This window comes from Candidatus Weimeria sp. HCP3S3_B5 (assembly GCF_052064335.1).
Taxonomy (GTDB): Bacteria; Bacillota; Clostridia; order Lachnospirales; family Lachnospiraceae; genus Weimeria.
In genome coordinates this window covers 14,727-33,691 of sequence record NZ_JBQHVU010000010.1, presented here as the reverse complement: position 1 = coordinate 33,691, position 18,965 = coordinate 14,727, and the positions used below count along the sequence as shown (strand labels likewise).

General features: G+C 46.8%; 8 protein-coding genes. 3 read left to right on the top strand and 5 right to left on the bottom strand.

Annotated features, from left to right (window positions below; genetic code table 11):
- Window positions 1–113: 113 nt before the first annotated feature.
- Genes murC through ACTNCK_RS06275 form a run of 3 tightly spaced genes read right to left on the bottom strand, consistent with a single transcriptional unit; the run spans window position 114 to window position 4,391 of the window.
- On the bottom strand, window positions 114–1,499 hold the full coding sequence (murC, locus tag ACTNCK_RS06285) for a UDP-N-acetylmuramate--L-alanine ligase (protein ID WP_441081667.1): 1,386 nt from the start codon (window positions 1,497–1,499) through the stop codon (window positions 114–116).
- Window positions 1,500–1,559: 60 nt separating this feature from the next.
- Window positions 1,560–3,521 (bottom strand): hypothetical protein, encoded by a 1,962-nt coding sequence (locus tag ACTNCK_RS06280; RefSeq protein ID WP_441081666.1) that lies wholly within the window; start codon window positions 3,519–3,521, stop codon window positions 1,560–1,562.
- A gap of 9 nt (window positions 3,522–3,530) precedes the next feature.
- Window positions 3,531–4,391 (bottom strand): hypothetical protein, encoded by an 861-nt coding sequence (locus ACTNCK_RS06275; protein WP_441081665.1) that lies wholly within the window; start codon window positions 4,389–4,391, stop codon window positions 3,531–3,533.
- Window positions 4,392–4,476: 85 nt separating this feature from the next.
- Here ACTNCK_RS06275 and ACTNCK_RS06270 point away from each other — a divergent pair, with 85 nt between their 5' ends.
- The 3 genes from ACTNCK_RS06270 (at window position 4,477) to ACTNCK_RS06260 (ending at window position 9,236) form a co-directional block, all read left to right on the top strand.
- Window positions 4,477–6,483, top strand: a complete 2,007-nt coding sequence (locus ACTNCK_RS06270; protein WP_441081664.1) for a sulfatase-like hydrolase/transferase — start codon at window positions 4,477–4,479, stop codon at window positions 6,481–6,483.
- 82 nt (window positions 6,484–6,565) lie between these two features.
- A complete protein-coding gene (locus ACTNCK_RS06265) occupies window positions 6,566–7,807 on the top strand; it encodes a class B sortase (RefSeq protein ID WP_441081663.1) in 1,242 nt (413 codons plus the stop codon).
- Between the two features lie 91 nt (window positions 7,808–7,898).
- Window positions 7,899–9,236, top strand: a complete 1,338-nt coding sequence (locus ACTNCK_RS06260; RefSeq protein WP_441081662.1) for a leucine-rich repeat domain-containing protein — start codon at window positions 7,899–7,901, stop codon at window positions 9,234–9,236.
- 65 nt (window positions 9,237–9,301) lie between these two features.
- On the opposite strand, the gene ACTNCK_RS06255 is transcribed toward ACTNCK_RS06260, so the two are convergent.
- Window positions 9,302–16,966, bottom strand: coding sequence for a hypothetical protein (locus ACTNCK_RS06255; protein ID WP_441081661.1), 7,665 nt, complete (start codon window positions 16,964–16,966; stop codon window positions 9,302–9,304).
- Between the two features lie 716 nt (window positions 16,967–17,682).
- Complete coding sequence (locus ACTNCK_RS06250) at window positions 17,683–18,957, bottom strand: DUF4234 domain-containing protein (protein WP_441081660.1); 1,275 nt, start codon at window positions 18,955–18,957, stop codon at window positions 17,683–17,685.
- Window positions 18,958–18,965 lie beyond the last annotated feature (8 nt).

Here is an 18,965-nt window from a genome sequence, read left to right as displayed (position 1 = left end):
ATGTTAATAGGCAAATGTGGATAAAGTGGATAAGTCTGTGGAATCCATATAATAAGCCATTAAAAATCCACAATGCCCGGTGAAATAAATCCACCGGAAATTGTGGATAATGTTTATAACTCCTGCTTAAGCAGGTCTTCGCCTATTTTGTACACGTCTCCGGCTCCCATAGTTATCAACAGATCGCCGTCAGCAATATTTTTTTGTAAAAATTCCTCAATCTGATCAAAGGAAGGGAAAACCTCGCAGGCAGTGCCTTTCTCTCGCACCTTTTCGCAGAGGTCAGCCGAATGTACACCATATATATCCTTCTCCCTTGCCGGGAAGATCTCTGCCAGCACTACCTGATCAGCCTGAGACAGGGCATCAGCAAACTGGTCAAGAAAGGCCTTTGTTCTGGTATAGGTATGGGGCTGGAAGACCACATACAGCTTCTTATGCGGGTATCTGCCTGCTGCCTCAAGAGAGGCCCTGACCTCTGTAGGATGGTGGGCATAATCGTCGATAACCGTAGCCCCGTGATACTTCCCTTTGAGCTCGAGCCTTCTCTTGGCTCCTCCGAACTTGGCAAGCCCTGCCCTGATCTGATCCATATCAAAGCCTAGCTCCCTGGCAACAGCAATCGCAGCCAGAGCATTTCCGACATTATGTCTTCCCGGAACGGACAGCCTGACCTGACCTAAGTCCTGGCCGAAGCCTGTTACCTCAAAGCTTGCCTCTCCCGTCTTATCATAGCTTATATCGGAGGCATGATAGTCGGCTCCCTCGTTGAAGCCGACCGTTATCACCCTGGCATCTATACCGTCTACGAGCTGTCTGTAGTCAGGGATTTCATCATTTATTATGACTGCTCCGTCGGCCTTAGTATCTTTAGCGAACTGATGGAAGCTATTCCTGATATCATCTATATCCTTGAAAAAGTCCAGATGCTCAGCCTCCACATTCAGGATAACTGAATATTTCGCAAAAAGAGAAAGAAAGCTGTTAGTATACTCGCAGGCCTCTGTCAGGAAGAGATCAGATGAACCCACATGGATATTGGAATTTATGGCCTTGAAAATACCACCGATCGAAAGAGTAGGATCCTTCTTTCCCTCAAGCAGGATCTGGGAGATCATAGAAGATGTCGTGGTCTTTCCATGGGTCCCGGCTACAGCGATACTATTATCATAATGCTTCATTATCTCCCCGAGAAGCTGGGCCCTGGTAAGCATAGGTATCCCTCTGCTTTTTGCCTCGGCAAATTCAGGATTGTCCGGATGGATGGCTGCAGTATAGACCACGCAGTCTATATCATCTGTGATATTTACTGCCCTCTGCGGGAAGCTGACCTTAGCTCCAAGCTTCTCCAGGTGCCTGATCAGGTCATTTTCTGCCCTGTCTGATCCACTGACTGTGAAATGTCTGTCGAGAAGCACCTCAGCCAGCCCGCTCATGCTTATACCTCCGATGCCTATGAAATGTACATGGATCGGATCGTCAAAATTTATCTGATACATTGTCTGCCTGCTTTCCTTTTTCTATAAACAACACTGTTTGCTTTTTCTAAAAGGATACAACTATTTATTATACAAATCAACAGATATCACCGATGGATTGAAGTAGAGTCTGCTATCGGCAAATCTGATCTCTGACGGAGTATCACTGTATATAGGAGAGAGCTTTATCGCTCTGATCCTTCCCAGCCTGCTTTCTGTAGTATAAGAGGCCCCTGTATCCTTTGACGTATCAAGTGTATTAAGGATAGTATCGGATGAGGTCCTCTTATATCCCTTTCCTGTCCTTCTGATACGGTAGAGCCTTATCGCATTCTCGTCAGGAGTCACCTTCTCTATATATATATCCTTCTTCTGATATTCCTTAAGCCTGGTAAGCTTCTCATTCTTCACGCTAACTATGGTAAGGCGGTACATATACTGATCCGAGGCGCTGCTGCAGGTGCCGTATACCAGATTGTCCTCCATGAAGCACATGACCTTAAGCTTCTCGCCGTCTCTGGCCTTTATCATGTAGGTCTTTCCGCCGGAGAGGTCCCTTATCCTTATAGTATCAGACGGGTCGGAAGTATCTGTCCAGGCTATATATCTGGAGTCAGGCGAAACGCTGTACTGCTCCGGCTGCATCTGCTTCAGCATAAGGCTTGTCTCTCCTGTATTTAAGTCTATGCCAAGCAGTCTTCCGTTCTGCATCAGATAGACAAGCCCGCCCGGTGTCCTGTAGAGAAGCTCGGAGAAATTGTCTTTTATATAGGAAAGAGAATGTCTGCTCTCTATAAAGCCCTCCTCTGAGGAAATGCCTGTCGCGCTGTCATAATGGTAGAGATCCACCCCGTTCATTCCCTCATGCTCTCCGGCATTCATGTATCCGTAGACAGCGAAATCCATCGATCCGGCCGCATCGATATTCAGTATCCTTATCTCATGATCCTGATTGGCTTCTCTCGGGTCGCTGGCATAGTCATCGCCAAATGAAAAGATCCTTGTGATGCTTGCCTTGTTTCGGCTGTATTCATAGAGGCCCCCGGCCTGGACAAAGGCTGCCGCAGACCCCGCCTCATTAGTCACCGTATTCATATCTGTTGATGCTATTCCTACTGAAAGGACATTTTTCTTCACAGAAAAGGTATGCTCGGACGGAACCACATCGAGTGTCCGGCTGAAGTCGAGAAGATACATCCTCGGGGCACCATATCTCACTCTGTAGCTTTCCTTTGCCATATAAAGCTCGTTTTCGATACGGATCATATACGAAAGCTCTGCCTGAATTGTATCATCCCTGATCTGGGTCACGCTTGTCACCGGATCCGATACCACCTTATGCGACAGTCCCTCAAGCGAAATGTCACCGATCTGGGATCTTATGTCTACCCTGGCCAGACTTCTGTTATCATCAGCCTCAGTCTTATCAGTTTCTAAGTACCTGCCTATCTCGGCACTGTGCTCAGAAAGGCTCTTGTCATGAAAGTTCTTCATGAACTGAAGCATTTCTCCGATCCTGTCATTATCTGTCATCTGAAGCCTTGTGTAGTACCAGACCTTATGTCCGCCGGTATCAAGCCTTATCACAAGTATATATTGCTCTCCCGGTGAGATAAGGTTGGTAAGTTCGGCGTCAAAGGTCACACTGTCCCCGCCAGCCGACAGATCGCTTATCCTCTGAGATGAAACGATCCTGTCCTGGTCAGCTGACCTGATCTGATAAGAGGCCCTCTCCACCTCTGCCCCATAGGTACGGATCTCTGCGCTGATCCTCCTGTCGCTTCCCAGCGGAAGCAGATATCCTCCCAGCTCACCTGACGACATCTTTGCCCGATAGCCCGAAAGACACAGCTGCTTGACTCCACCAGTGCTAACAGAAATAGTAGGAAGCGATGGCTTTTTCATCTCCTGAGTAGCCGGTATGCTGTGATGATTTAATACAATGTAAAAAAATACTATAGAAACCAGAAAGGTTATTATGAGGATTATGATCCTGCGTTTGGCTGATCTGCTCATGCCTCTGGTACGAAATGATAGAGCCATTTTTCTCCTTTATATAAAGTTTTGGAGGACGAAGCTTATCACTTCTGCCCCCGCTATCAGTCCAAGTCCTGCATATGTGCCTGCAGAGCCCTTCTCTCGTAAAAAAAGTCTGCTGAAGGCTACTGTAAATACCAACCAAAGATTATATATTAGCGAAAGCCAGAGGTCAAATGAGCTGATTGCAAGTGCCTTGTGAAGGCAGATAGGCCCATAGTAGAATGCTATTCCTGTAAATATGGCAAAAAGCACATGATAGGCTGTGATCTTCTTCAGGTCCTTATGCCTTACCACAAAGGACAGGACAAGCGCAATAAGAGCTATAACAAAATATTCGGCAACCCTCTCAAGTCTTCCGATCGGATTTGCCTTAGCATATATCCTCTCAGCCGTAAGAAAAGCAACCGAAAGAAAGGCCGGAAGCCACCAGAGGCCCTTTTTGTGCTTTATACCAAACCCCATTGCCAGAACGCCTGTAAGCGTCATCACATTTATCACTATCGGTGCCGGCTGGGGGATCTTTCTTGAAAGAAAAATGTTTACAGCAAAGACCGCGACCGGCACGAGCAGATAAAAGCAGGCCGTCGAGATCGTCTCCGCCATTCCAAGCGCTATCAGAAGACAGACGAAGCCTGCTGCAAGAAGCGCTCCCTCTATCAGGATATCCTCTATGCTGCCCTTGCCGAATGCCTTTGCGCTTTTGAAGAATCCGCTGAAGGAAAGAGTGGTAAATGAAAGCACGAGCACTGACGCCGATGCCGTAAGAAGCGTCTGCGGTCCGGAAAGCCCGAAAAGGGCTGTTCTGGCAAAGACCGCTGTCATGCTCGCAAAGAAGATGGCCAGTATGAACATTATGATCCAGTTGTCCAGCATAAATCTAACCTTTTTCTAAATCCGTTGAAAATTGCACTTTTCTATTATATAATAAGAGGTCGCTGGAATCAAATGGAGGTTCACATTGAAAAAAATCACTGATCTCATGAACAAGTACGCTCTGATCCTTCATCTACCCTGGGCAATGCTTCTTTGTCTGGTAAATGAATCACTGAGTCGTCACTCTCTTATAGAAGGCTTTGGATTCATCATACACCACCCTCTGCCCTTCCTTTACAACTCATACATAATCTATGTACTGCTCCTGCTGGTCTTTGTCACACCGCGGCGGACCTTCGCCAGACTGGTCATTTCCGCCCTTGTGGTCATGTTCGGTATCATAAACTGCATCATCCTTACCAACAGGGTGACTCCGTTCGGCTTTACCGATATCAGCATGATAGGCGATCTGCTGACCATGCAGAACACCAAATACTTCACGGCCCAACAGGCCGGCATTTGTCTCATTGCCATACTGATATATGTCTTCCTTATGGTTATCCTTCATATGAAGGGACACAAGCAGAAGCCCAAGACCAAGCTCTGGGTCAGACTTGCTATATTCGCTGTCGGCCTTGCAAGTCTTTTCCCTGTGACGAAGATCGCACAGAGCACAGGGGTCCTAGCGACCTATTTTGGCAACCTGGCTCAGGGCTATCTCGACTATGGCTATGGATACGGCTTTGCCATGTCTATGCTTGGACGCGGTATGAACCAGCCCAAGGACTATTCTGCCAGGACAGTCGACAATATCATAAAGGACACAGAGAAGGGCGAATCCACTCCTGGCAAGGTCAGGCCGAACATAATCGTCGTCCTGCTCGAATCCTACTTCGATATAGATGAGTATCCGGCTCTTACATATAATAAGGATCCCATCCCTTATTTCCATAAGCTAAAGAAAGAATATTCGACCGGACATCTCACCGTCCCTGTGGTCGGCGCCGGCACCTGCAACACTGAGTTCGAGATCCTCACCGGCATGAGCTGCAAGTTCTTCGGACCCGGTGAGTATCCTCAGAAGACCATTCTGAAAAAGACTGACTGCGAGAGCACTGCAGATGTCATCGCCAAGCTAGGCTACGGGACCCATGTAGTACACAATAACGGAGGCAATTTCTACAGCAGAGCCAACGCCTTTTCCCAGATGGGCTTTGACACCTTTACCTCCAAGGAGCTTCTCGACATAACCGATTACACTCCTCTCAACACATGGCCGCGCGACGATATCCTCGTCGGTGCTACAAAGGATGCTCTCGATTCTACTCAAGGGCCTGATTACTGCTATACGATAACAGTCGGTACTCATGGCGACTATCCTAAGCAGCAGGTCATACAGGATCCGGAATACACGGTAAAGCTCAAGGGCAGTGATGAGGAGCACAAATGGATGTGGGAATACTACATCAACATGCTCCACAACACTGACAAGTTCCTTAAGGAATATACAGCAATGCTTGCAAAGAGAAAGGAGCCAACCCTTCTTATCTGCTTCGGAGACCACCTGCCTACCATGGGTCTTAAGAACAGTGATGTCACTTCAGGCGATATCTACAAGACCAGATACATCACCTGGAACAACTTCGGGATGGAGAAGAAGGATCAGGACCTGACCAGCTATCAGCTGGTTTCCGAATATTTCGACAGGCTCGGTATCCATGGCGGCACAGTCGTTGACTATGACCAGACCATGACTGACAGAGGTGTGGATCCTGAATCTGAGAAGTATCTGAAGAATCTGGAGACACTCCAGTATGACCTGCTCTACGGCAAGAGATACGCTTACCATGGTGTTGATATGTATCCGGCCTCCGACATAGTAATGGGTATCAGACCTGTAAAGATCGACCGGACCTATGTCTATGATGACAAGCTCCATATATACGGCGAGAACTTCACCCCATGGTCCAAGGTCTATGTCAACGGAGAAAAGGTCAACACGACCTATGTCAGCGGTCAGGTTCTAAATATCAACTCCGATAAGATAAGAGACGGCGATTACATTGTAGTAAACCAGCTGGGATCAAATGATACCATATTCAGAAGCTCCAATGAGTTTCAGGTATCAATTCCATCGGATTATGATCAGTAAGCATTAACAGAGCGCTTCCCCAGGGGGAGGCGTTTTTTTACAGGACTTTACTAGAAGAGCATGCCGTGTTAAGATATTTGCCATGAGAGAAAAAGAGATTGCAGAGGCTATGAAGCCTTATATAGAAAAAGAAAAAAAGGAGTCCCGCATAGAGGCCGGTCTCGATGATGGCACTGACAGAAAAGAGGAAATGACATCCTCTGACGGTCTTGTGGAAATAGACGGTCTCCGGAAATTCCGTCTTGGTGACTATATCTTCGATTCATACCATGAATACCGTGACGGAATGGAGGATAAGGAAAAGATCGCCCTGATAGAGAAAAGGATAGATATGGATGACCCGGCTCTTGTCCTTCGTCTCTATAATACTATCCGTGACGGCGAGATAGTTTTCAAGACTCAGATAGGTCATGATTTCTTCGCGCATCTGGGCGACAAGGTCGCTGACAAATCCGTGGGACTGCTTCGTGACAAGGAGGTAGTCGATACCGCCGAGGGCGCAGTAAAGCACCAGCGCTTTCTCGGTATGGCTGTCATCACTGCTGCTTGTGTGCTTTTCGCCTACTTCGGTTTCCGCCAGCTGGACGATTATCTGAATACCAGACGTCTGAAGGAGGCTCAGAAGCAGACCCTTGCCGACGCAAGGGCATCACAGTCATCCGGCGGGTCTGCCACCACTGAAAAGTCCGCCGACCTCAAGGGTAAGGATCCATTCAAGCATAAGAAGACTGTAAAGGAAAAGGATCTGACTGTCCTAAAGGACTACAGATCCCTTAAGAAAGCCCATCCTGAGCTTATAGGCTGGCTGCGTATAGACGGAACCGACATTAACTACCCTGTGATGCAGAGAAAGAAGGACAATTCCTACTATCTTTCCCATGCCTTTGACGGGACCAACAGCAATCAGGGCGCTCTCTTCATGGACTACCGTTCCGATGCGATAAATCCCACGACAAACACGATCATATATGGTCATAATATGCGAAACGGGTCCATGTTCGGCTGCCTGAAGAAGTATCTCAATGAGAAGTATTTCAACAGCCACCAGACCATAAAGTTTGACACCATCTACGAGCACCGCGAATATGAGGTCATGGCTGTCTGTCTGGCAAAGGTCCAGTCCTCGGACGACGACAGCTTCCGTTACTACAACTTCATTCAGGCAAAGAATGAAAGCGAATGGGACGCCTTCACCGCAAGCGTAGGCGGTATGGTCGTGAACGGCGGCCTTGACGCAAAGCCCGGCGACGAGCTTCTGACTCTTTCTACCTGCAACAATTATGTCGAGGACGGCAGGCTTTTTATTGTTGCAAGAAGAAGCTAGAAATCCTACCTGTCTATTGAAAGAATCGCGGTTTTAAAGTATAATAAGGAGTACGAATTACGGAAATCATGATAATTATCAGGGAAGTAAAATGACAAAAAGTACGAAAGCCGGGTGGATACTTATCACCGCCGCTCTTATCATGGCTGTATGGGTCTTCACCTTTCATAACAGTAAAGCCGATAAAACCACCGATGCCGGATTTGTCTTAAACGATTCCGGCACCGTGCTCAAGTCCTATCAGGGCTCGGGAGGGTCTGTACAGGTGCCTGACGGCGTCACAAGCATCGATTCCGGTGTCTTTGCCAACAACTCAAAGATCACCAACGTCTCTCTGCCGAATTCAGTCAGGACTCTGGGAAGTGGCGTCTTCAAGGGCGCTACCAATCTCCGGACCGTGACTCTTGGCAGGGTATCAGGCATTCCGGCTGAGACCTTTCAGAACTGCATGAGCCTTACATCGGTTTCTATCCCGTCTACTGTCACAGGGATCGGATCCCAGGCATTCTACGGATGCGCTTCGCTTGGCTCGGTCACGATACCGGGTGCTGTAAGCTCCATAAGCACAAATGCCTTTGCCGAATGCAACAATCTGACATCCATATCGGCCTCGAACAGCTTTTATTCATCCTACGACGGATGTCTCTACAACGCTTCAGGGACAAGGCTTATCCTGGTCCCTCCCGGTAAGTCATCGGTATCCTTCTCAGCCAATACAAGGACCATTGGTGCCGGTGCCTTTTCATACAACAGGAATATCCGCTCAGTCAGCTTACCCAACTCTGCTGATGCGATCGAATCCGGCGCTTTCACCAATTCAAGAGTGACCTCGATCACTATCCCGAAGAGCGTCGTAAGCATCGGCTCACAGGGTAGCTGGAAGCCTTCCGAGATGTACGGTTACCAGAAGAGCGCCGCCCAGACCTACACCAGGTCCAACGGCATCGCCTTCATAGCTCTTGACGCCGGACACGGCTCCAGCTCCTCAAGCGCAAATGGCAGCAGCTCATCATCCGGGCTCACTAATAACGACGATCCTGATTCTCCTGACAGTGGCATCACTAATAACGATGATCCTGATTCTCCTTCAGGAGGCAGCAATTCCAAAAACGATGATCCCGATAATCCTTCTGGTGGCAGCAATTCCAATAACGATAATCCTTCTGGTGGCAGTAAGAGTAACAGGAAGACCCACTCAGCCAGCGGAGACGCCGGAGGAGGCAACAATGGATCCATCTCAGGCTCTGGCAGCTCCGGCGGACGCGGGCCTGCCTCTGGCGGCAAGGACCTGACACCGAAGACCGCCGATATCGAGATCGACATCAGATACATATTCTGTGCATGCATCTTCCTGCTCGGAGTCTTCATCATGATCTGGGGCAACAAACGCAAGTACAGTATAGTAAAGAAACAGACAAAACAGGCATAATAAAAAGGACCAGGTAAAATACCTGGTCCTTTTTTTATTAGGGCTTAGGGGGTAGGGACTAGTCCCTATACCCTTACCGACTTTCCTGTCGAATACATACTGAAGCTTCTCTTCACTCCTGACTGCTTGTAGGAGATCACCTTGTAAGTATATTTACTTCCGTGCTTCAGCCCCTTGTTGGTATAGGATGTACTCTTTGTCGTTGCTACTCTCTTCCACTTTCCGCTTCCGGCCTTTCTGTAGACCATATAGGCGGTCGCATTTGTAACCTTCTTCCAGCTTATTTTAACACTGGTGCTGCTCGTCTTCTTAAGCGAGGTGATGGTCGGCTTCTTGGTGGATGTGGCAATCTGCTGTACTGATGCGGTACTGTAGCCATTTACACCGTTAGCGGTAATATAGCTCTGTACACCGACTGTATATACAACTCCTCTTGTGAGGCCTGTCAGATAGGTCGACTTCCTGTTCTTCGAGACATTGACCTGCTTCTGGCTTCCGCCATCAGGTGTATAGAAAAGTCTGTAGCCGCTTACACCGCTTACCTTCTTCCATGTGACTTTCAGTCTGCCGCTAGGCATTGCTGTAACTATCATCTGAGGAGCAGCCTTCACATTGATGCTGAAGTAAAGGTTGGAGCTTCCTGTATAGTTATTTATACCTGTCACAGTCACCTGAGCCGTTCCAGGATAAATATTATTATAATATGTCACCACATAGTCCGCAGATCCATCGGAATCTGTGGATGCCTTCGTCAGAAGTCTTGTGCCCTCGGTAATCCTTACAGATGGTGTATGGGCCTTACCATTGTAATCCACATCTCCGATCGGAGTAAATGTGGCAGTATTGATATTTCTAGGCTCGATCACATAGTTGTATGGTATGCTTACGCTCTGGCCATGGCTTGTAATAGCTATAGTCATCTTTACATTACCGGCATTTATACAGCTGTCTCCGTCGCTTGTGCTCTGGTAGGTCACAGAATCTACTGCATATACCTGACCCTGCTTGTCTGTCACTACCGGCACCGGCTTGTGTGCCTGATGATCATATACATAGCTTGCAGCGACTCCAAGGATATTATACATGGAAGCGTCATTTCCGATCTCGAACTGCACTGTCCTCGTACCCTCGTAGTACTGTCCCTGAGCTGTAAAGATAGCCGTTCCCTTTGTACGGAAAGCATCTGTCGAGGTGATCGCAAGAGTATAGTCGCTACCAGCCTTCAGATCATTTCCTCCGGCCTTGATAGTGGCACCGGAGAGCTCCGTTATAGGCTCGCCCGTATACATCTGCTTAGGTATCGTAAATACAGAAGTCTTGTCGTTTAGATTTGCAAATATAGCAAAATCAAGTTCCTTGCTTCCGCTGTAATTTCCGATTCCTGTGATCTTCACGCCTGCCTTTCCTGCATTCGTGTTGTTCGAATAGGTGACTGAATAGTCCTTATCCTTAGTCAGATTCACGGTTCCTGCATTACCAGAGAAGGTAACCGTAAGGGCCGGCGTGATAGCTGATCCAGTATACTGTCTCCTTGTGATGCCGTCTGTGAAGGCTGCATATACATTATCCCCTGAGATATCCACTCCGAGTATCTTGAAGTATAGAACCTTGCTGCCCTCATAGTTGTTTGGCTTTATGGTAACGCTGGCTGTTCCGGCACTGCTGTTGTCCTTGTAGGTGATCTCGCTCGGCTTCAGAGGGATCTCATTCCTCTGTCCGGCTGAGGTCAGTACATAGGCCTTGACCTCAGGAGTGATCGGTGCCCCCTGATACTGGGTCACATACATACCGCTCGAATCCATAGTCAGGTTGGTAAATTCAGCAGTCCAGGTGCTGCCCTGTACCGGATAGATTGTGTATACAGCAGTTGCAGTACCATAAAGCGGTCCGCCATTGGCTGTAAAGGTCACGACCTTATCACCGGCATCTGTCACATTATCAGGATACCTGACATTGTATCTTGAAGACTCAAGTGTCTTCATCTGGCCATTATCACTGTATGAAACCCTGTAGTCTCTCTTCTGCTCACTGCCGTTGTAACGCAGGGTATTGTTAGTCGTAGCCGTTATGGTCGCTTCGCTGAAAGGATGCCCTATCCTGAAGTGAAGCTTTATCGTTCCTACATAGTTGCCATTCCCTACGATAGTCGCTGTAGGCAGAAGATTCTCATCGAAGTTCGGATCGAATGTCACCATCTCATCACGGCTTTTACCGCAGGCATCCGTATTATTCGAATAGCTTACCTTGTAGCTACTATCAAGAGCCTTTCCATTTAGAGTCACCTTAGGAGTCACAGCATTGCCAGTCCATTCAGCATTCTCTACAGAGAACTGACTCTTATAATCCTCTATTGAAAGCGGATTAACCTTGAAATTTACAGTCTTTACTCCGGTTACATAATTGTTTCCCTTTACCGCACTTATAGTAACCTTATAGTCTCCTGCGTCCGTAGGATCAGTTGCTGTCTGTGAGCCTCCCTTTTCAAAGAGCAGGGTATAATGAGTTCCTCTTTTCAGCTGGATCCTTCCATCACCATCAGGTATGAATACCTTGATGTGCGAATCGACTCCGACAGAGGCTCCCTTGTTATAGGTCGCTTCAGTGACCTCAGGCTCGTAGCTTCCAAGGTCAAGCCTTGTTATCGTAAAGCTTTTTGCCTGTACTGTGCCAGTGAAGTTGCCGCTACCTGTGATATCGACCTGTGCCTTGGTACCTATCTCTATATTGTTCTTTCCGTTTGTGGCCGAATAATCGGTTCCAAGCCTCAGATCGCCCTTAACGTCTTTGACCTTTATCGTAACCGGAACTATAGCCTTTCCAGTGTAGTACTGGTCATCGATACTGACCTTATCTGAGTTTTTCTCCAGATCATAAGGTTTTATCTCAAAGGCTCCCGAAAAGGTCCTTGACCCGTCGTAGTTGCCCTTTCCGTTTACAATGATCCACTTTTCTCCTACATTGGTACAATCATCAGGGAAGGAAACCGTATAGTCCTTTCCATATTCAAGAGTCTTGCCATCGTAGGTTACCATTCCGGCAAAGTCAGCAGCAGAAAGCTCCTGTCTTTCTCCATTATATGTAAATGTCTTTATAGGTTTCTTTGTCAGCCCATACTTATCATTCTCCTTTAGCGGAGTGATGGTATAGGATTCCTCAGGCTTGTTGCCCGTGAAGAAGGTGCTGTGAAGCGGCACCTCCTCGAGGCCCACCTTTATAGTTCCGGCATTTACAAACTTTCCGTCTGTTGCAGATGTATCAGTCGTATACTTTCTGGATATCTTATAATCCGTATTGTATGTAAGCTGTTTAGACTTGCTTGCGTCCGTATAGACCTTTATCTTGCTTAGGTCAGGTGGTGTCCCAAAGACATCCTCTCCGGTAAATGGATTCGATTCAGCTATCCCAAGGACTATTGATGCCTGCGAAAGATCATACTCTATGGTAAATGTAAGGGTAGATACGTCTGTCGAACCCTGAGGTCCCTGTATCTTTATGGTATGCTTCTTTCCATCTACATCCTTCCATGACCATTTTGAAGGATCCGTTATTATTTTATCATCTACTTTTATCGTATCATTAGATCCCAGATCAGTCACATCTACACGTGATCCGTTTATCAGCTTGTAGAGAGACATAGCTCCCTGCCCCAGTGTATATCCCTCAGATCTCCATGGCAGGATAAGGTCTTGCGAATCTCCGCCCTTGGTAGTCGAGTCTCCGCTCCACTTAAGTCCTGCTCTGGTGTTTACTACATTTACTGTGACGGTAAACGAACCAATGACCGCTCCGACACCCCTGTACTCAACAGTATGGCTTCCTGCCGAGCACAGACGATCCGTCGCATCAATTACACCGTCTATAAGTACATCATAATCGGTGTCCTTATAGAGAGTATTATTTGTCGCAGTCTTTATCGTCACGGACGCCGGATCATATATATTTCCTTTCTGATCCTTTACAGCTGCACTTCCGTCATAGTACATGGTAATGCTTGTCTTATCATGCATGTCCGGATCTGATAGAAGAAGGGCACCATCAGCCTCCGACTTGTAAAGCTCCGACATAGCCACAGTTACCTTATAGGATGCGGTAGTGACCTGTCCGGCGTACTTATTGATACCGGTAATCGTATAGGTCTTGATACCTGGTTCGGTCAGATCATCAGCACATTCGGCTGTATAATCGCCACTGCTACCATTATCGGTGCTTCTTTCCAACAGCTTCCCGTCAGCCGTTACCTTAAGAGAGAATCCACTTGTTCCGCCACTTTCGAAGTCAGGTTTCTGTGTATCTTCCTTATTATAGCTTACACTTGGCTTGTTAAATTTCGCCACCAGAGTCGAGCTGCTTCCGACAATCTTATAGTTTAGGGTCCTGGTGCCGAAATATTTGCTTTCATCTTTGCCGTCCGCAGACTTTTTTGCCTTTGCCCGGATTATAATCTTGTAGTCACCCGGAGTCTTGAAAGCATCTTTCTTTGGGACATAGCCAGAAGCACCAGACGTCACTTTATTACCGTCATCATCTACCGGATTACCATCATCATCTACCAGATTACCGTCTCTGTCGACCTTTACATTGTCTGCATTTATATACTCGAGCCAGTAGTCAGTTTTCTCTGTAAGCTTCTCTGGATTCTGGTTCTTTCCTATTGCCTTCTTATAGACCTCGACCTCAGGCAGGATCGCATCCCCGGTGTAATTGCTGTCGGCAAGGTCATCAGGATTATTGTAATATTCCTTGCCGTTTACGCTTACATAGAAATCATCTCCTCCAAGGTTCTGCTTCCCAAGATCAAGCACTACCTCGTTCTTATAGTTTCCATTTCCGGCAATTACTACCTTTCCAGTCTCTGCCTGGCCAGTCTTATCAGCGTAAAATCTTACAGTGTAGTCATCATCCAGTTTGAGAAGAGTTCCGTCTCCTCCGACCGATGGAGCAGTCCAATAGATAGAGGCTTTACTTATCTCTGTTTGTGCAGCCTGTGATGTCGGATCCTCTACATAGTTTACATTTCTATTTGCATCCAGATACATCAGCATACCCTGAGTAGCTGGCTTCATATGTATGGTAAGACCCTTTTTGATATTGTCGAGATCTGTAAATGTAGTCACTCCGCTGGTATCAATTCTGATATCATCTGACTTTTCTGTCGTCCAGTTACCTTTATCTGATTTCACGAAGCTATGCTTTACCATATCATAGTTCAGAGTATATGATCCATAGAGTTCTCCACCGCTTCTGGCATTTATTGTGACTACTCTGTTGTCATAATAGGTGCTCCTGTCTGTCGGTGTGCCATGATCCTTCTGGAGATCTACAGTATAATTGCTCTGCGGGATCTGCTTATAGCTATTTCCTGTCTTCCTCTGTATGATTATAACCGGAGTGATATCGTCACCATAGTATGTAAATCCACTGCTCTTGTTGGTAAGCTCAACTCCTGTGAATGGATCGAAAAGCCTTATATGAAGCTCGTCTGTACCACTGTCATCGCTGCTGATCACTGCCTTCGACAGGTCATAGCCGTAGCTTCCCGCTGAGCTCTCGGTCCTTGATCCGGTATACTTTTCGCTGTCTCTTTCTGCTGTAATTACTGCAGACGCGTCTGCTCCGGCAGTGCTGTTGGCTACGCTTACCTTATAGTCATTCTTCTGATCTGCTGTACTTTGAGTAAGCGGTACCTCTGATCCAGTATCCGGTATATAGTAAACCTCCGCTTTCGGACCGCCTTCTGCGTTCAGATCGATATTCCTTACCGATATATGGCTGTCAGAGAGAGGAAGTTTTTTCATAGTAAGCTTCAGATCGAATTTCTTTGCACTGTAAAATCTGCTTCCATCTCCAGTCACAGTCATTGTCCAGTTCTTGCAGAAATCGCTTCCCCAGTGCTTGCCAGTAGCTACCGGAAAGTCTGCCTTGAAGCTTTTTACATCATCCTTATCAGTTGATTCTCCTATTACAGTGCCGTTCTTATTCTTTATCCTTATATGAGGCACCTCGCCCGCTACCGGAGTAAAGTAGATAAATGCAGCGGAATCAGCATCTAATGTTTCGCTCTCATCCTTAGCAAGGTTTTTCCCCGAACTGTTCTTCCCTGTCAGAGTTCCGGCAGTAATCCAGCCCCCATCCCTGTAGATCTCTACTACATGACCGGCCTTTGCTATATTGCCCTTTTCTATATTAAAATTCTTGGTAATAGTACCGCTATAATTGCCATTTAATGTGATCGAAGCCTTGGCCTTTGTAGTAGGCTTGTCATTGTTCAGATACTTGTCGGTGTTTACTGTATAGTCAGTTCCCTCCTTCAGAGTATCCTTAAGATCCTTGAATGAGTATGATACAGATGAAGGCTTTGGGGTCAGCTTTTCACCGTCCCAGGTCTGATCCTGCACATTTACATAAAGCTTTTCCAAGTCACTGGCTTTAGCTGTTACTTGATTTTGATCTATAGCTATAGGAGATACCACGAAATCCTTTTTGACTGTGCCGGAATAGTTGCCTTCTCCCTTTATTGTCGCAGTATAGGTCCCGGCGTTCTTTACAGTCTTGTCAAAGCTTATCGTATAGTCTGTGCCTTTTTTCAAAGCAATTCCTGAGGATTTTTTGATAGTAAAGTCGATATCACTATCAGAAGCCTTTCTCTCCTTGCCATTGTAGGATACTGCATTCTGATCGCCTACCATATCAGACGTAAGTGATGCAGGCTCTATTTCATAGCTTATAGTTACTATCTGATTATCAAAGGCATCAGGCAGGGTAACAGTCATCACGTACGTTCCGGCATCCTTTGAAGTCACACCCGAATCAAGAGTCGACTTTATCGTTCCCTGGCTGTCAATATTCGTATCAGAACTCCACTGAAGTTTTTTCCCATCTCCTGTAGTCTCCAGAAGAACCTCTGGCTTTATCTCCTGACCAGTATACGGGTATTTCTTCTCTGCAGTACCTACCTCTTCGCCGATCTTGTAATCGACCTTGTTCTTATCGTCTGTATTGCCGTTTCGTATTAGAGAGAAACCATACCCCGAATCAGCCGTTATAGAAAGTGACAGATCAAAGTATATGATTATTCCTTTATTGTTACTGTCATTCTTATTTGACAGCTGGAACTTTTTATCCGTTGAATATACAATATAACCCTTTCGCTGGCCGGTACCGCTGCCATTTCTCACGACTTCCTTATTATCGAAATCAACTGTATCAGTACTATCCTTACCATAGTAAACATCGAATTTCGGTGCGTTTTTGAAGTCTACTGTCGTGTCATTATAATCAGTAAAATAGGTAAGCCTGTAGACTGTTTTTCCATTTACTGTTGCTTTAACAAGTCTGCCCTTATCCTTTTTCGCGATCTTCACTGTCCAGTTGCCAGATTTTCCCACCTGTTTCCCTGTAAGTGTACCGTCCTTGGACCCAGTCATTGCGTCAACGGATGCATAGCCTTCCTGATTACTATCCTTCACGCTGCTCTTCATGGACTTCATCCCAGAAGATGCCTTCTCCGTTTTCTCACTAGTCTTCTTTTCTGTGGAAGCTTTTATGTCTGCTGCTTTGTCCCCGTCAGAGACTGCCTCTGTCTCTTTGCCCAAAGAAGAAACAGCCTCTGCCGCAAAGGCCCCTATCGATGCATAATCGCAGGAAAATGAGGTCGCAAATGTCATCACTGCAAGAGCAAGTGATGCTGCCTTTTTCATTATTCCTTTTTTCATAGTCTCTTTTTGCTTCATGTATTACCTCCACTTTCATTCTGTGGTCATATATACTGACATCGATCATAAGTCAGATCGGGCGCCACTTCAGGGCGCACTAAGCCTATATCTAATTATTATGTCGGCAGAATTTAGGATTACTTTAGCAGTGGATGTATTTTATTTGTGGAAATCCGGGAGGGGTGAGATATGGTAGAAATGGTTTGGTTGAGTATTGAGCTTCGCCTATGGCTCGCTCTTGATAGTAATGAAGTTCTGCTCGCTAAGCTCAAGCTTCGCCTACGGCTTGCTTTCATAGCTAATGAAGTTCTCTTCGCTAGGTTCGACCTTCGCTTATCAGCTAAGGAAGTTCTTTTCGCTAAATTCGAGCTGCGCCTTCGGCTTGCTCTCATTAATCTCAAAGAACGACCTCGCATAGGATTCAGACTTCGCTATCGCTCGTCTTCATCTCTATGCTTTCGGCCTCATTAACAAGGAAGCTGTCTTCGTTAAGCTCGAACTTCGTCTTCGACTCGCTCTTACCTACGGGCTGTCGGCCTCGCACCTCACACCTCGCACCCCACACCTCGCACCTCACACCTCGCACCTCACACCTCGCACCTCACACCTCACACCTCACACCTCTAACTATGGCTTGCTCTCATCTCGAAGCTTTCGGCCTCGCACCTCACACCTCGCACCCCACACCTCGCACCTCACACCTCGCACCTCACACCTCTAACTCATCTCGAAACTTACGGCCTCATACACGCATTCATATATGCCTGATTTACGATATTCATATTCTTAAGTATCTGATAGAAGCCTATATATGGTCCTAAACCACAGAGCAGGACTCCGAACAGTATCCACAGCAGATATGTAGTACCGTTTTCCTGAATGTAGACTCCGTATCTGTTTCCTGTGGACTGGAGCCTGTTTCCAAGTTTGAACCAGTAAATGTAAGGATAGATACCGCATGTGATCATGGACAAAAGGATCAGCACCAGAAGGCCATGGGTGTTTTTGCCGTCTCCGGCGCCTGTTATATTGATATCGCGGCTGATGCAGTGGATTATATAGAGCTGATAGATACCACAGGTCAGAAAGCCCAGGAAAAAGAAGGCCGCAAAACTGTAATGACTCTTGACGCGTCTTATATTCTGCTGACCCTGATTGCCGTATGGCTGCTGGGCATTAGCTGCTTCCTTCTTTGCAGCCTGGGCATCCTGAAAGGTCTTCAGTTCATCTGTGAACTCACCTGCGACATACTTGAATGAGCTCTTTTCTGCATTGCCGAAGCTATCGCCCTGTCTTACCAGAGCTACAGGAACCCCGATCAGGATCGTGAAAACGAAAAAGCCGACTACGCATACAGCATCGATTGCTATGATCCAGAAAAACCATGCAGCCTCGGACATATCCCATATGTATATGCGGAAGTTTATAAGGAAACGGATTAGGGCCACAAGGAATACTATAATGCCGGCCGTTAGAACAGTCAGTGAATATTCAGGAGTCCGCTCCGGCTTCCATCTTCTGAAGATCACAAAGAATATAGCTGCCATCAGGGCAAATGAAGCGGCCTGTAACAGGCTAAGACCGCTCATGCCGATTGTCCCCGGCAGTTCTGAAATGCTGTCGAGATCTCCTATCAGCCCGAAAACAGCTTTCAGGATATCGCCGATCGCCGGGAATGCATATTTGATAAAGTACCATGCACATACAGCAGACATTATGACCGAAAATATCTGCAGCATATTGACATTAATGCCATTTCCAGGAGCCATGCCAGGTCCATTATACTGGCCCTGTCCGTTGAACTGGCCCTGATTATTGTACTGGTTCTGACCGTTGAACTGGCTCTGGTCATTATACTGGTTCTGACCGTTGAACTGAGCCTGATCATTCTGCCATCCGTATGCCCCTCCTGATGCATCGCTCTGGTCCGGTTCATTCAGTGGCTGGCCGCATTTCACACAGAATCGTGCATCATCCCTGTTTTCTTGTCCGCAATTCGTACAAAACATTTGTTTCT

Coding starts and splice junctions, on each gene's coding strand:
- ACTNCK_RS06275 (WP_441081665.1), bottom strand. CDS start 4,391: ATGCTGGACAACTGGATCATAATGTTCATACTGGCCATCTTCTTTGCG.
- ACTNCK_RS06280 (WP_441081666.1), bottom strand. CDS start 3,521: ATGGCTCTATCATTTCGTACCAGAGGCATGAGCAGATCAGCCAAACGC.
- murC (WP_441081667.1), bottom strand. CDS start 1,499: ATGTATCAGATAAATTTTGACGATCCGATCCATGTACATTTCATAGGC.
- ACTNCK_RS06260 (WP_441081662.1), top strand. CDS start 7,899: ATGACAAAAAGTACGAAAGCCGGGTGGATACTTATCACCGCCGCTCTT.
- ACTNCK_RS06255 (WP_441081661.1), bottom strand. CDS start 16,966: ATGAAGCAAAAAGAGACTATGAAAAAAGGAATAATGAAAAAGGCAGCA.
- ACTNCK_RS06250 (WP_441081660.1), bottom strand. CDS start 18,957: ATGTTTTGTACGAATTGCGGACAAGAAAACAGGGATGATGCACGATTC.
- ACTNCK_RS06265 (WP_441081663.1), top strand. CDS start 6,566: ATGAGAGAAAAAGAGATTGCAGAGGCTATGAAGCCTTATATAGAAAAA.